The sequence below is a fragment of the Heliorestis convoluta genome (assembly GCF_009649955.1).
Classification (GTDB): Bacteria; Bacillota; Desulfitobacteriia; order Heliobacteriales; family Heliobacteriaceae; genus Heliorestis; species Heliorestis convoluta.
Genome location: NZ_CP045875.1, coordinates 315,322 through 331,105, shown reverse-complemented (window position 1 = coordinate 331,105; position 15,784 = coordinate 315,322). Strand labels below are relative to the sequence as shown.

Genomic DNA, 15,784 nt, shown 5'->3' with positions numbered 1-15,784 from the left:
AAGCACCTCCTTATTCACCAGCAGCTTTAACGCCTAATATGGTTAAGTCTTTTTCTGATAAGCCAATCCCTCGTAGCATTAAGCGGTTGCCACGAAGACTTTCTAAGGCGTTAATGCCCATGCCCCCAAGCATTTCTTTAATTTCCAGAGACCAGCCTCGCAGTAAGTTGGCAGCGCGGGCAGCACCTTCTTCTGGATCAAGGCGTTTTGTTAACTTGGGGTTCTGCGTTGCGATACCCCAATTGCACTTTCCAGTGTAACACTTTTGACACATGTGGCAGCCTAAAGCGATCAACGCGGCCGTTCCTATATAGCAAGCATCGGCACCAAGGGCGATGGCTTTTACGACATCAGAAGAGCAACGGATGGAGCCTGCCACGACAAGAGAAACCTCGTTACGAATGCTTTCATTACGCAATCTTTGATCGACCGCTGCTAACGCCAATTCTATGGGGATACCAACGCTATCTCTTGTTCGTAAAGGTGCTGCACCTGTTCCGCCGCGAAGGCCATCAAGGACAATTATGTCGGCACCCGCTCTAGCGATACCAGAAGCAATGGCGGCAGCGTTATGGACGGCTGCTATCTTAACAGCCACAGGTTTTTCGTAATTTGTTGCTTCTTTTAAAGAATAGATAAGCTGTCGTAGATCTTCAATAGAATAAATATCATGGTGTGGCGCTGGTGAAATGGCATCGCTGCCTTCTGGTATCATGCGAGTCCGAGAGACATCGAGGCCTACTTTTTCTCCTGGCAAATGACCACCAATACCAGGCTTGGCACCTTGACCAATTTTAATCTCAATAGCGGCACCTGCATTTAGGTACGCTGGATCAATACCAAAGCGCCCTGAAGCGACTTGAACGATGGTATTATTACCGTACTGATAGAGGCTGCTATGAAGGCCTCCTTCGCCGGTGTTATAGCAGGTACCCATGGCTTCAGCTGCTTTGGCCAATGAAGTCATGGCATGTAAGGAAATGGCACCGAAAGACATGGCAGCAAACATAATAGGAATGTCTAGTTCGATTTGGGGTGGTAGGGGTTCTGTCAACTTACCATCTCGAATCGTTAGCTTCTCAGGTTTACGGCCAAGAAAAGTTTTCAGTTCCATCGGTTCTCGAAGAGGGTCAATGGAAGGATTGGTTACCTGAGAAGCGTTGATTAAAAGGTGATCCCAATAGACAGGGTAAGGTCGATCACAACCCATACCAGCCAGGAGCATACCACCGCTGTTCGCTTGCTTAAAGATCGATGTGATGTAATGGGGTGTCCAATGAGCGTTTTGTTTGAATTCCAGAGGATAATTGCCTATTCGTAAAGCGCGAGTCGGGCAGGTTGCTACACAGCGATGGCAGTTTACACATTGGAGTTCGTCAGAGTAGACAACTTTTCTCTTATCGTTCCATAAATGGGCTTCATTCGCACACTGGTGAACACAGATTCGACAATGGGTGCATCGCTGATCATCTCTATCAATTAAAAATTCAGGCATTGAATAATTTACTTTCATAGTTCCTCTACCCCTTCCAGTAAGCCGATCACTGGTTCACCGCCCGCGACGGACCAGAGACGGTCAGGATTGCTACAGATTTCGCGAATGGCTGATTCTTCACTGGCGACATAGAGAAAATCATCTTTTTCTGCGGCTATGAGAGCTCGTAATTTGATACGATCGTTCAGTGCAACGAAGCCTTTGCGACTGCCCAAAATGATGGAGAAGGGTCCGTTAACGAGCAAGGGGCTATAAACTGTGCGAATGGCTTTTACAAGCTCTCGCTCTTCCGGCTCCAAGCGGTCAATGACGTTCCACAAAGGAGCCGCCATCGCTGTGACGACAGCTTTTAAGGGTAGACCTTGCTTGCGTAGTAAAAGATCAAAGAGGTATGTTATTACTTCTGTATCCGTCTGTAAGCTACACTTATATCCAAACATCTCTATGTAACGCCGATTGGCGTCATAGGAAGAGATCTCACCGTTATGGACGATTGACCAATCTAGCAAAGTAAAGGGATGGGCACCGCCCCACCAGCCTGGAGTATTGGTAGGAAAGCGACCATGGGCTGTCCAGAGGTATCCTTTATAGCTTTCAAGCTTATAAAATTCACCAATGTCTTCGGGATAGCCAACGCCTTTGAAAGCGCCCATATTCTTACCAGAGGAAACAACAAAAGATCCGGGGAATTGGGCGTTAATCTGCATCACTTTGCGGGCTACGTATTCATCTTCTTCTAGCTCCATTTCCATCAGCTTCTCCGCCTTGGGTTGAACGAAGTAGCGCCAGATGATCGGTGCTTCACCGATGGAAGCAACTTTTCGAGTTGGGATCTTGCCACCAACTTCTACGTTAAAATGATCGTTGATGAATAACTCTGTTTCTTCCCGACAAAGAGAATTTTCATAAAACATATGAATGGCATAATGGTCAGCATAATCTGGGTAAATACCATAGGCAGCAAATCCACCACCAAGGCCGTTGGAACGATCGTGCATTAAGGCGATAGACTTGATAATGTCATCACCAGAAAAAAGCTGTCCTTTGCGGTTTATAATCCCACTGATGGCGCAGCCAGAAGGGATGCGAACTTCACCTTCTCGTAAAGACATATATTGCAACCTCCTCTTCATCAAAAAAAGACAAAAAGACGCTCTCGCATGTTGAAGTGCAGACCTACTTTCATAGATCGCTTAACATGCGAGAACGCCTTTGTTCTACAAGTACTGTTGATGCGCCATTGCATCAGCTCGTCGTACCTGTATTTATAGCATATCAAATTGATTCAGTTCAAGGGTTTTAGAGCGATAACACTGTATACTTGTTCGTTTCATAAGGGACTGTAATAAATTATTTGATTGTCAATTCCAAGAATTTGGAAGGCCTCTTCTTTCTCTTCTAGTTTTTCTTTCGTTAATTGCTCAAAATCAAAAAGAAAGACTTCCCCTTCTGTGCTATAGAGAAGTCTTCCATCGGCTGTCCAATGCAAGGTTACAGTGGATGGATCTTCTAATGGTGCCAGGGTAACACAGCGCCAGCGATAAAAGCTGAGGTCTCTATTGAGTGCGATCAGATGGCTTTTTTCATCAGCCGTACCTAGGTTGGTTGTTTTTTGAACGATGAGATACCGTTCATTCGGTGAAATAGAAAGAAATCGATTCGACTCATTGCGATCAAAAGGGCTGAGCCAACGAATACTACTTTCTGTGTGCGGTCTGGCTTCTCCAATGTGATGACGTTCAGGGCGGCTACCGCTTCTTTTCGTTTCTACTTCTAATAAAATGGTAGGCGGTGTCTGCAGCCATAGAAGCGGTGAAGTGACTCGATTTAGTGTCGTTATTTGCATCACTTCTCTAGTATCTAAAGAGTAGCGAAAAGTTTCACCACGAGTACTTGATGTTTCTTGGATAAAAATAATGTGATTGCCTTCCGGTGACCAACGAGGATGACGCGTTTGGTATCCGGAGATAACAGGTGTACCTTGTTGCTTCTCTACGTCGTAAAGAATAACGGGACTGTCTAGAGCAACGATGGGATCTTTCGGTGACCACGAAGGTTTATCCGGTGCTCGGGTGCTTTGGTGTATGAGCAGTATCTCTTCTGTCTTCAGGTCTACAAGGTGAATGCTATAGCTATCATGTCCATTCCAGCGCTGGTTTTCTTTGAGCAATGTAAATGTTAGGTATTCTCCCTGGGGGCTCCAACTGATAGTGGGGACATATTGTACGCTTTTATCATCTTCTGATAAGCTATGAAGAACTTTCGAAGAGCCTGTTGTTACGTCTAGGAGATAGAGTCTCTTTTGCGTATAGAAGGCTACCTGGTTTTTTTGGTTGTTTAATTGAAGGCTGGACCAGATGATTGTATCGTCCTTCTTTGGTTCCTTTGAAGCTGTAGTTCTTTTTTGCTCTGTTTCTTTTTCCTGTTCCATGGCTTGTTCCGCCCCTGTACTATAAGCTTGGTTGGCATCTTCGACAGCTTTTTCACAGAGGCTTTGCAGGTGAACCCATTGAAAAGTACTTTCGCTGCTAAAAGAACTTACATTGATCTCTGTACATTCCATTTCAGGGACTGGCCAGCTCTGATCTTCTAATACTTCATCGGGGGTTCGTTCTGTGACGACGTAGTTAATCGCTGCAAAAAAGACGATAAGCAAAGCCGTCAGAAAAGGGATGCCTGATCGAAAGCGATTCATGTATGACCTCCTGCTATGTTGCTTATGGTATCATTTTCTCAATGATAGAGTCCTATTAGACGTGCAAAGATGAAATCCTTTTCTTTCTTCTATTTTGAATAGAATACTTGCAAAAATTAAGTGGTTATGGTGAAATAAAGGAAAAAAGTAGGAGTTTGATGCTTTTGAAGGCAAACAAAGGGAGAGTATCCTATCGAAGGCTTTCTACGGTGGGATTTCTTCTTTTCTTATTATTGCTTGCTTTTTGGTATTATTGGCTCATGAAGCCTTTTCTTTTTACAAAAATTGATGATGTAACTTTGCAATGGCAAAAAGATAGTTACGCCATTGTTCTGTTAGATGGCAGAGAAGATGAAGAGCAAGTTAAAATGCTAGAGAGTCGATTGTTTCCGATTATAGGGGTACAATACCTCTCTGGAAAAGAGTTGGAATTAGATCGATCGCCTGTCGCAATTACGTTTCAAGGTGGAAATAAAAAGATTTCCATTCTAGAGGGGAATGATGGTCAGTTTTATCGTCCTTTACTTTCTTCTTCCTTAGAAAGTGGGGGAAAGAGTTTTTATATTCTTTTGTCTGGTGACGATATAAAAGGAATGCTCATGGAACGCTTTTTTACTTTTTTTGAAGAGCCTCAAACTCTTTTGCCACAAGGAGTTCAAGAAAGACCAGACAACCAAGAAGGGCAATTGGCTCAGTTTATTGTGAGTCACTTGTCCAATGAGCAAGGCGGGGTTTTTACAAATTATCGTGACGATCGCCCTGAATTGGCCGATGAAGCACGGAATCATGATATTCTTTCCGAATCGACGGGCCTTCTGTTAGAATATGCCCTTTGGACCGATGATAAGGCTTTGTATCGTCAGCAAGTTAATTATGTGCGCAAATATCTGATAGGTCCTTACGCGATTCCTTCTTGGAAGGTTAAGCCCGACAATCGAGAGCCAGCGCAATCAAGCGCTTTAATTGATGATATTCGCATTGCCGCTATGTTACTGAAAGGTGCTGAGCGCTGGGATGATAAAAGAGATTTTTACCTAGCAAAAGCGATTTTAGAAGGCATTTACCGCTATCAGCTCCTAGAAGGTCGCCACTGGACCCCTTGGTTTGACTGGTCCGGCTTGTCCCATAACTGGTCACAATGGTTTGAGCCTGTAGAGCCCAATGGCGGTATCGTTGTTCCTGTTCGATATCTACAACCAGCCTATTTAGCCCTTATTGCTACCGTTGATAGCCGTTATGAACCTCTCGTTCAGCCAGCTTTGGATATTATTCGGCAAGCCGATCTGGGCAATGGTCTTTTTATGACCGATTATTCACCGGAAAGAGGTCCTTTCCAAGAGCAAGAAGCTGTGAATATGATTAATTCTATGTTGGCAGCACTTCATGGTGCCCAAGTAGGCTATGTGTCACCCAAGACCGCTTCTTTCCTCCAGAAGGAATTGCAAGCGGGACGGATTTGGGCTGCTTATCATCGGGATCAAGGCGATGAGCCTGTGGCGGCGGCAGATTTTCGCTCTCCAGCCGTGTATGCTCTTGTTGCACAATACTTCTTAGAAATTGATGAGCCCCAGTGGGCACAGGTGGCTGTGGATCACTTGCTTCTTTATCGTGTTAACGATCCTAACTCTATTTTTTACGGTGGCTTTGGCGATCCGATTACCGGTGACTGTTACTCTTTCGACAATCTTTTGGCACTTCAAGCACTAGCCCTTGTGCGGCAGCAAAAATAAATTTCGGCACAGGAAAAGCCCGATCTCTTCTAGTGAGATCAGGGCTTTTTCTTTTCATTAGCGCATATGGTTTGAATAAGGGGCGTGTCCGTAAAAAGGGAGGGAAGAATTTGGAAGTGGCGTTGGCCCTTGGGACGTTTATCCTTGCCATTGCCTTAATTCTCCTGGCTGCTGAATTTTTTACGAATGCTGTGGAGTGGGTGGGCGCTCTTTTTGGTTGGTCTCGAGGTGTTGTTGGTAGCTTGGTAGCCGCTGTAGGGACGGCTATGCCAGAGACAATGATTCCTTTGGTAGCGATTTTCTTTTATGGTGGTACCACTGGCATAGAAGTTGGCATTGGTGCCATTTTGGGAGCACCTTTTATGCTTGCTACAATTGCTCTTTTTCTTGTTGGGCTGGTCGCTATGGTTTTACGAAAAAGTTGGAGAGCTCGCTTGTATGTAAATAGAAGGATTTTTCTGCGAGATCTTTCTTTTTTTCTGGCTATTTTTTCATTGCTTTTGATACCTATGTTATTTCAACAATCCTATATTGCTGGCTATGAAAAATACCTTGCCCTTTTACTGTTGGCGATTTACATAATTTATGTATTTTTTACTGTCAGAGGCGGTGAAGGCGGTGTCTTAGAGCCAGAAAAGGGACTTTACTTACAACGTCGTCGTGCTAGACCTACTCTATGGGCTGTCCTTTTACAATTGAGTCTTGCTTTATCTTTAATGGCTCTTGGTGCAAATCTGTTTGTTGGTACCATAGAGTCGATTGCCTCGATGTTAGGCTGGCCTGCTCTTATTGTATCTTTCATCCTGGCACCTCTGGCCACAGAATTGCCTGAGAAAGTAAATAGCTTACTCTGGGTTTCAAAAGGAGAAGACACCTTAGCCTTGGGAAATATAACAGGCGCAATGGTATTTCAAAGCACTTGTATTCCCGCTATTGCTTTGTTAGCAGGTGTTTGGAGCCTGAATGAAATGGCGATTTTTGCCGCTTCTCTTACTTTGCTATCAACAGCATTGATTATGGCTTTGTTCTTATTAAACCGTCAGGTCTTGCAAGCACCTATTTTGTTAATCGGTGGCATTGTTTACCTTATCTTTGCATCTTGGGTGCTTGTTCTGGCTTTGTAACAGGGAACAGGGGGGACCTGCCCCCCTGTGTCAGTTAACAAGTAAGGAGGGAAAAAATGAAGGGTTTCGTACAGGGCAAAGCCCTAATGATCGGATTCTTAACATCAACGATTGTATTTGTGGGTTTTTTATGGATGACGGCTTTCTTTTTGTGGTTTCTTTCTGGCCCTGTCTATTACCTATCTTTCTGGACGCCTGTCATAATTGCTACCACAGCTTTTGCAGGTGCTTATCAAAGTGCAAAAACAGCACAATTTCATGGTTGGCTCCATGGTCTGGTGCTGGCTCTTTTGTTATCGGCTACAGCCTTTTTATTTTTTTATGGTGCCGGAACGACCTTACTATCTTGGTCATCTATCGGCCTTGAAGTTGCTCTATTACTTCTATTTTCTGTTCTCGGAGGCATGGCCGGTGTTTACTCTCTTCCAGAAAAGGAAGAAGAAAAAGAGTGGCTTCCTACCTGACCTTCTCTCAGGAAAGGCAAAGCACTGTAAAAAAAATTGTTTTACAAATTACATTATGTGGTAAAATATTAAAGACCAACGATCCAGCCATCCTTTGTTGGATCAAAGGTCTTCTTTTGCTTTTTCACGATATTTTTCATCGATTTCCCTACTTGGTGCTACCTTTTACGCTCTTTGAGTTGAATTTGTGGCTACTTTTTCTTATAATGATATATGAGCGGGGTAGTTGAGAATTATTCCCGCTTAAGATCGAGCAAGTGCAATTTCTCGAAGCGATTATCCCTTTAAGCACTATAAAACCTTATGTAGGAGGGTAATGTATTTGACGATTAACCTCAAAAAAGGTCAAAAAATTGATTTGACCAAAGGCGCAGCAGGAATTTCCGAACTTACTGTCGGCTTAGGATGGGATCCTATCAAAAAGGCTGGCGGTGGATTTTTGTCAGGCTTATTTGGAGGTGGCGGTCAGGACATTGATTGTGACGCTTCGGTGTTAATGTTGCGGGAAGGCGACCGACTGCAAGAAGTTGTTTATTTTGGTCAACTGAAAAGCAAGTGTAATAGCATTGTTCATAGTGGCGACAATTTGACAGGTGATGGCGATGGTGATGACGAACAAATCTTTGTTTCTCTGAATAAAGTACCATCGTCCATACATAAGCTTGTCTTTGTCGTTAATATTTACCAGGCTGTACAACGCAAGCAGGACTTTGGTATGATTCAAAACGCCTATATTCGTATCGTCAACAAGAATACCAATGAAGAATTATGTCGATATAGCCTGACAGACAACTATGGAGGACAAACTGCCTTGATTGCAGGAGAAGTCTATCGCCATCAAGGCGAATGGAAGTTTGCTGCCATCGGTCAAGGGACGACCGATCCATCTCTGAAAGAATTAGCGAGTCGGTACGCCTAAGCTTTTCTTAGGTTGTACTTTTGAATAAATTATCAGGAGGGGTTCTTACATGGGAATCAGTTTATCCAAAGGTCAAAAGGTGGATTTAACCAAAGGTAATGCCAGTCTGAAAAAGATAGGAATTGGCCTAGGTTGGGACACCAATAAATACGATGGCCAACATGACTTTGACTTGGATGCCTCGGTTTTCTTGGTTGGATCTTCCGGCAGAGTAGAAAGTGACAAAAACTTTGTTTTCTATAACAATTTACAAGATCCTTCCGGAGCCGTTGTTCACTCTGGTGATAACTTAACCGGTGATAGTGACGGTGATGACGAGTATGTTACCATTGAATTGGACAAAGTACCTGCTGACATTACGAAGATTGCTTTTACCGTAACGATTCATGATGCAGTCGATCGCAATCAAAACTTTGGCCAGGTAAGCAATGCTTATATTCGTGTTTTAGACGAGGTAACTCATAATGAACTAATGCGCTTTGACTTGGGCGAAGATTTCTCCGTAGAGACAGCTGTTGTAACTGGTGAACTCTATCGTCATGGCGGAGAATGGAAATTTAACGCCATCGGTTCTGGCTTCCAAGGCGGTCTTGCTGCCCTATGCAAAAACTACGGTCTTAACGTATAATAACAGGAATGACGATAACAGGGGTGTCTGCAAGGGGCGCCCCTGTTTTTCGAACTCAGGAGGTGATTTTTTGAGTCTCTCAGTTCAAAAGGGACAACGCCTAGATGTAACAAAAAGTTCTCCTGGTCTAGATGGAATTTCTGTGGGACTTGGTTGGATTGTGGAAAAAATGGCAAATATAGAATTTGAAGTTGATAGTGCTGCTTTTTTGCTAGACAAGCAGGGGAAATGTCGTCAAGATGAAGATATGATTTTTTACGGACAACCACAAGGCCTTCGTGGAGCAATTGCTCATCAGAGTACTTCTAGGTCCGACAAAGAAACTTTTCAAATCAACTTGACACAGATTCCTGAAACCATTGAGCGCATTGCCTTTACGATTACCATTCATGAAGCGGAACAACGTAAACAAAGCTTTGCCAATGTTTCTACGATTTACATTCGAATTTGTCACGGGCAAAGGGAAAATGAGATTCTTCGATTTCCCCTAGGGCCTTTTCAGCGAGAAACAGCCATTGTAGCAGGTGAGCTCTATCGTCACAGAGGAGAATGGAAATTTAACGCCATTGGTGCAGGTTATCATGGTGGACTAGCAGCTTTGTGCAATAGCTATGGCTTAGAAGTGATTGATAAGCCTTCGCCGCCAGCGCCAGTTCCGCCGCCAACGCCAACGCCAACGCCAAGTCCAACTCCAGTCCCAAGTCCACCACCTAAGCCCATCGATCTAGGAGAAAGAAGGGCGCCACTATCACTCGGTTCCAATCCATCATCACCGGCAGCAGCACAAGAGAAAATACGTCTATCCAAAATCGAGTTAAAGAAAAAAGGCGACCGCATTAACCTAGAGAAGAAGCAAGGACAATCTCTCGGCAACCTGGTCGTTAACTTGAATTGGAACCAACGAGCGGGTGCGCCAAAACAGACAGGATTTTTTCAGAGCCTCTTTGGTGGTGCCTCTTCACAAGGTATTGACCTTGACCTTGGTTGTCTTTTTGAGCTGAAAAATGGTAGAAAAGGCGCTATACAAGCTCTAGGCAATGCTTTTGGTTCTCTCAATCAAGAGCCTTACATTATGCTCGATAAAGATGATCGAACAGGTGCTTCTACAGAAGGTGAAAACCTACTGATTAATGGCACAAAAGTTCATGAGTTTAAACGAATTCTTATCTACGCCTTCATTTATGAAGGGATTACCAATTGGGCCCAGGCCGATGGTGTTGTCACCATTAAGCAACAGTCAGGCGCAGAAATTGTGGTGCGCATGGATGACCACTCACAGAGCCAAGGCATGTGCGCCATTGCATTGTTGGAAAATGTTAACAACGAAACGTTTAGTGTCGAGAAAATTGTTCGCTTTTTCAAAGGTCATCAAGATATGGATAAAGCTTTTGGATGGAACATGCGATGGGTTGCTGGGTCTAAAGATTAAGCATACTGCAGGGGGCAGCCATGAAGTACGATATTGTCGGCTTAAAGGACGAAGAAGTAAAAAAATCGAGGGAAGCCCATGGATCGAACGAGCTAACCTTGCAAGACTCCGAGTCTTTCTGGGAAAAGTTTGTCGGGAACTTTAAAGATCCCATTATTATGATCCTTGTCGTAGCGCTTCTGATTAACGTAGCATTGGCTTTCGCAGGCTATGCTGAATGGTATGAAGGTGTAGGCATTGCCATTGCTGTTCTCCTAGCGACAATGGTTGCAACCTTTTCGGAGCACAAAAACGAAGAGGCATTTCAGAAATTACAAGAAGAAGCATCGCAAATTACGAACAAAGTGTTTCGTAATGGACAGTTAATGGAGATTCCTGTTAACGACATTGTTGTTGGTGATCTTGTTGTATTGCAACCTGGTGATAAAGTGCCTGCCGATGGTCGAATTATACAAGGAGAGATGAAAGTCAATCAGGCATCGCTAACAGGCGAGTCAGAAGATGTCTTAAAAAGACGTTCTCCCGACGGCCAAGCGGGTGATAGAAATGACTTGACCAATACATTTATCGCTTTTCGAGGCACTGTTGTAACGGATGGAGAAGCCATTGTAGAAATAGAGCAAGTCGGTGATAAAACCGTCTATGGTCGTCTTGCTAGTGAACTAAGTGGAGAAGAGAGAGATTCTCCGTTAAAAGTAAAGCTTTCTGTACTAGCAGATGGCATTAGTAAATTCGGTTATATCGGCGGTACTTTTATCGCTCTTTCCTTTATTTTCAAGAAGGTTTTCATCGATCATGGCTTTGATATGGTTCAAGTCGCAGCCTATGTAAGTAACTGGCAAGCCTTTCTAAATGATGTTGTAACGGCTTTGATACTTGCGATTATCATTATTGTTGTTGCTGTTCCTGAAGGGTTGCCTATGATGATTGCCCTTGTTTTGTCCCTCAATATGAAAAAGCTGCTTACGGCCAAAGTTCTCGTCCGGAAAATGATCGGTATTGAAACAGCAGGTAGCTTAAACATTTTGTTCACTGACAAAACAGGAACATTGACAAAAGGTCAACTAGAGGCCGTTCTGTTCATGAGCGGAAAAGGTCAGTCTTTCTCTAGTTTTCAGGGTATGCCGAAAGGATTGCAGGATCTACTCGCTGTTAGTATTCGCAACAATTCATCTTGCTTGATAACAACAGATGAGCAGGGGCGGCGTCAGTGTATAGGTGGCAATGCAACAGAACGAGCCGTTGTCGCTTTTACCGACTTAAACTATGAACCTACATGGAAAGTCGATGTTGAAAAAATAGTACCTTTCAATAGTAAACGCAAGTTTTCTCTGTCTCAGGTACAAGGTGACGTAAATCTTACTTTGGTCAAAGGTGCACCAGAAAGTGTTCTCGAACGCTGTTCTTCCTATTACGATGAAAAGGGTCAAAAAAGGCCCTTTGATAACAAAAAAGCACTGGTACAAGAAATGGATGCCTTGGCTGAGCGGGCTATTCGCTTAATTGCAGTGGCAGTAAGCGAAGAGCCGATTATCGGTGAAGATATGCCAAAAAGCCTAACCTTGGTCGGTGTTCTCGGTATTCGTGATGAGTTACGGCAAGAGTCTGTGCAAGCTGTTCGTGAAGCCCAAGATGCAGGCATTCAAGTGGTTATGATTACAGGAGATCGCAAAGAGACTGCTACAGCGATAGCCAAAGAAGTAGGCTTGCTGAACCAGAAAGATAGTCTTGTTCTGACTTCTTCTGAATTACAAGCGCTGTCTGACAAGGAACTACAAGCCCTCTTACCACGCCTCCGTGTTGTTGCGCGAGCCTTGCCAACCGATAAAAGCCGTCTTGTACAAGTTGCTCAAAACTTAAATTTAGTGGTAGGTATGACCGGCGATGGTGTTAATGATGCACCAGCCTTAAGCAAAGCGGATGTAGGCTTTGCCATGGGAAGTGGCACTGAAGTAGCCAAGGAGTCAGGCGATATTGTTATCTTAGATGATAATTTCTCATCGATTACAAAAGCTGTACTTTACGGCCGCACGATCTTCAATTCGATTCGTAAGTTCTTAGTCTTCCAATTAACAGTGAACGTTGCAGCGATCACAGTTGCCTTCTTAGGTCCCTTTTTCGGTGTCGATTTACCACTGACAATGATTCAATTGCTATGGGTTAACCTCGTTATGGACACCTTGGCGGCACTTGCTTTCGGTGGAGAACCAGCCCTTCGACAATATATGCAGGAAAGACCGAAACGGCGTGATGAATCGATCATCAACACCGATATGTGGTCTTCTATATTGACCAATGGTCTGGCCATTGCAGCGATGAGCCTCTTCTTCTTGAAATATCCTCCTGTTCAAGGGTTGTTCACCACGGAAGCGGCCTTCCTGACAGGCTTTTTCGCCTTCTTTATCTTCTTGAATAACTTCAATAAGTTCAACGCAAGAGTAGAAGGTCTCAATCTGTTCAGCCATATTGGCAAAAACCCTGGTTTTACCAATGTGGTTCTGTTAATTTTCGTTGTACAAATTGCTTTTACCTATATTGGTGGAGATATTTTACGTACCGTAGGCTTAACGGCGATGGAGTGGTTCTACGTATTTGCTTTCTCTCTAGTCATTATTCCTATCGACGTAGCGCGTAAAGTGATACGCAATATGATTCGTGACAAAGATAAGAAAGCGTATAGCACTTCTGAACTGAAAACGCAGGAGTAAGATGTATAAGAGCGAAACGTAGTTGTTCGTGGAAAGATGATGGCGTCCCAATGCATACACTGCAAGGGGGCGCCATCAATCAATAGTCCTTATGATTGAGATTGCTATACAGAAATAGCCAACTCCTTGCTGAAGAGAGATAAAAGCGGGTGAGATTGAATGACCTTACAAGAGCTTTATAATCAAGCGATAGCACAAGGAAAGTTGCTTTTACCACCTGGCGAATGGGCTGGTCCCTTACATATTCGTCATCCTATGGTTATTGAAGGCCATCGAGCCACTCTCTGGAGCCAATCCGATCCTGTATTGATTATCGATTCTGATCAAGTTACGATCAGAAAGATATCGGTAGAGGCACTAGGAGATAGAAAAAGCAATCAAGTGGCCATTAAAATTCTTAACCAGAGAAAGGTAACCTTTGAAGATGTAAAAATCCGAGGCCATGTAGAAGGGGTACCGGGAGAGTCAGAAAAGTGGCACCTGCCTGCTCTTCTTGAACTCGGTAACTTACCAGCTCATCAAGCCTCGCACCGAACCTTTCGAGTCAATGTACCGGTACCCTGTCGACTAGAATCCAAAATTAGTGGTCTTCGCTTGACACCGGAATATTTACAAGCGGGAAGCAATGTTATAGAAATAGCGATTGACCCCTTGCCAGATCATAGCCTTCTCTGGGGAGAGATTGTGCTCCACTCCATCTTTCAAAGAGCGATCACAGTGACAGCATCTACAACTACGGAAGCAGAAGTACCAGAAAATCGAACCGTCTGGTCTCCTGCCGAGCGAGCAGAGCGAAGAGAGGAAGCCCATCGAAGTGGAAGGACAAATACGAAGCCCCACGAATCCATGGAGCCCTCTGCGCAGGCATCAGCACCAAGCCTCTCCTCTACAAGGGGTCTCTTAAAAGGACAACGGATTGATCTTGCGGAACTAAGTGCAGATAAGAACATCGTTACAATCGCCTTTGGCTGGAAAGTTGAACGACCCGATTTTGAAGTAGATAGCGCTGTTTTTTCTTTAGACGCTCAACAAAAAGTACGTCATGATCAAGACTTGCTTTTTTATGGAAATCCAAGCAACGACTATCTCCGCCTTGAAAAAGGTTTGGCTTCTGCCGATCAGGAACAAGTTTCCATAGATCTGTCTAAAGTACCTTCTGATGTACAGCGGCTCGTCATGACGTTATCGATCTATGAAGCAGAAGAACGGCGTCAAAACTTTTCCTACCTTACTGATATTTACCTCACAATGATGGCTGGTCAAAAAGAACTGTTTCGCTTTACCGTACCCGATGCCTTTGTCTTAGAAACAGCAATCGTCCTTGGCGAGCTTTATCGCTACAGAAATCATTGGCGCTTTGCAGCTGTAGGTGCTGGCTATCATGGAGGTCTAAAGGCACTTTGTCATACTTATGGTGTTACTGTAATTTAGTCTACGTCCTCTATGATGTATGCACGAAGTGATCTAAAGTAGGAAAGGTAACAGGTGAACAAGGGGCGTGATCAAGTTGGCTTTTCGTTTTTTCAAGCGTATCAAACTTGCCCCCGGCGTTACAATGAACCTAAGTAAGTCTGGGCCCTCCTTTTCCTTTGGCCCCCGAGGAATGCGTTACACCGTTGGTTCCAAAGGAACACGAACCACACTGGGCTTACCAGGGACAGGACTCTATTACACAAAAGCAAAAGGCTGGTCTTCCCAACAAAAACAGAACACAAGGCCATCAGCGTCTCAGCAGGCTGATCTTGGCTTTTTTCGTCAGATGCTTCTATCGACAGAAGAGAAACAGTATCTAACAGGCTTACAAGCTCTACTAGCAGAAGATTATAGCGGAGCCTATCTGGCCTTTGAGAAAATAGCGCACCTCTCAGACGGAGCCTTTATGTGTGGCTATATTGCTATGGGTCGTGAAGAATATACTCGTGCTCAATCTTTTTTTCATCAATGCCAACCTTCGCAACTAGGGCATATTAGTAACAAAATCAACCCAGACCTAGAACTACTTCTAGATGTTACAGAATATATCGAAGCACCCATTCGTCTTGACGAACGAGGGCTTACTCTTTGTCTAGTCGAAGTCTACCAACGGCAAGGTAAACAAAAAGAAGCCATCGACAAGATCAATCTTCTCTGGGAGCAAAATCCAAGTGATAAGGTCCTTTGTCTCTCCCTCGTAGAAATCGTTACAATGGCAGAGCAAGCAGATCCAGGCTTGCTTACCGATGTGGTTGAAATGACCAAAACCGTTGATAATGATGAGCCCATAGACACGAATATTCTTTATTTACGCGCTTATGCTTTGTATCGTCTTCACCTTACCGAGGCAGCCATTCAACAGCTAACAGGCCTCGTTCGCAAGAAAAAGGATCGACCTGAATCGCTCTTGCTTGACATTCGCTATCTTCGAGGGCAAATGTATGAAGAAGTTGGAAAAAAAGCACAAGCTCGCAAGGATTATGAAGAAATCTATAGAAACAATCCATCCTACGGAGATATTGCACAGAAGTTAGGGCTATCTTTTTAGCTTTTCATAATGAACAAACCGAAGCCGGCTCATTCATCAGCAAAGATGAAAAAATACAGCAAAAGCCTACT

At 44.0% G+C, this 15,784-nt stretch carries 12 protein-coding genes; 9 read left to right on the top strand and 3 right to left on the bottom strand.

Annotated features, from left to right (window positions below):
• Window positions 1-10: 10 nt before the first annotated feature.
• The 3 genes from FTV88_RS01460 to FTV88_RS01450 form a co-directional block, all read right to left on the bottom strand.
• Entirely contained in the window at window positions 11-1,513 is a 1,503-nt protein-coding gene (locus FTV88_RS01460; protein WP_153724065.1) for a glutamate synthase-related protein, read from the bottom strand.
• Complete coding sequence (locus tag FTV88_RS01455) at window positions 1,510-2,607, bottom strand: class II glutamine amidotransferase (protein ID WP_153724064.1); 1,098 nt, start codon at window positions 2,605-2,607, stop codon at window positions 1,510-1,512. Before FTV88_RS01455 ends, FTV88_RS01460 begins: the two co-directional genes overlap by 4 nt.
• A 218-nt stretch (window positions 2,608-2,825) precedes the next feature.
• Window positions 2,826-4,190, bottom strand: a complete 1,365-nt coding sequence (locus FTV88_RS01450) for a TolB family protein (protein WP_153724063.1) — start codon at window positions 4,188-4,190, stop codon at window positions 2,826-2,828.
• A gap of 164 nt (window positions 4,191-4,354) precedes the next feature.
• Between FTV88_RS01450 and FTV88_RS01445 the strand changes: the two genes are divergently transcribed.
• From FTV88_RS01445 to FTV88_RS01405, 9 genes are all read left to right on the top strand, one after another.
• The gene (locus FTV88_RS01445) at window positions 4,355-5,920 is read left to right on the top strand and encodes a hypothetical protein (protein WP_162007849.1); all 1,566 of its coding nucleotides are present in this window, start codon (window positions 4,355-4,357) and stop codon (window positions 5,918-5,920) included.
• A gap of 116 nt (window positions 5,921-6,036) precedes the next feature.
• The gene (locus FTV88_RS01440; RefSeq protein WP_243137427.1) at window positions 6,037-7,044 is read left to right on the top strand and encodes a sodium:calcium antiporter; all 1,008 of its coding nucleotides are present in this window, start codon (window positions 6,037-6,039) and stop codon (window positions 7,042-7,044) included.
• A gap of 56 nt (window positions 7,045-7,100) precedes the next feature.
• The gene (locus FTV88_RS01435; RefSeq protein ID WP_153724060.1) at window positions 7,101-7,508 is read left to right on the top strand and encodes a TIGR04086 family membrane protein; all 408 of its coding nucleotides are present in this window, start codon (window positions 7,101-7,103) and stop codon (window positions 7,506-7,508) included.
• Between the two features lie 322 nt (window positions 7,509-7,830).
• A complete protein-coding gene (locus FTV88_RS01430) occupies window positions 7,831-8,427 on the top strand; it encodes a TerD family protein (RefSeq protein WP_153724059.1) in 597 nt (198 codons plus the stop codon).
• 49 nt (window positions 8,428-8,476) lie between these two features.
• A complete protein-coding gene (locus FTV88_RS01425; RefSeq protein WP_153724058.1) occupies window positions 8,477-9,055 on the top strand; it encodes a TerD family protein in 579 nt (192 codons plus the stop codon).
• Window positions 9,056-9,125: 70 nt separating this feature from the next.
• The gene (locus tag FTV88_RS01420) at window positions 9,126-10,484 is read left to right on the top strand and encodes a TerD family protein (RefSeq protein WP_243137246.1); all 1,359 of its coding nucleotides are present in this window, start codon (window positions 9,126-9,128) and stop codon (window positions 10,482-10,484) included.
• A gap of 20 nt (window positions 10,485-10,504) precedes the next feature.
• Complete coding sequence (locus tag FTV88_RS01415) at window positions 10,505-13,192, top strand: calcium-translocating P-type ATPase, PMCA-type (RefSeq protein WP_153724056.1); 2,688 nt, start codon at window positions 10,505-10,507, stop codon at window positions 13,190-13,192.
• 159 nt (window positions 13,193-13,351) lie between these two features.
• Entirely contained in the window at window positions 13,352-14,623 is a 1,272-nt protein-coding gene (locus FTV88_RS01410; RefSeq protein ID WP_153724055.1) for a TerD family protein, read from the top strand.
• Between the two features lie 67 nt (window positions 14,624-14,690).
• Window positions 14,691-15,713 carry a DUF4236 domain-containing protein gene (locus tag FTV88_RS01405; protein ID WP_153724054.1) on the top strand — a complete coding sequence of 341 codons (1,023 nt, stop codon included), beginning with the start codon at window positions 14,691-14,693 and terminating at the stop codon, window positions 15,711-15,713.
• The last annotated feature ends 71 nt before the right edge of the window (window positions 15,714-15,784 follow it).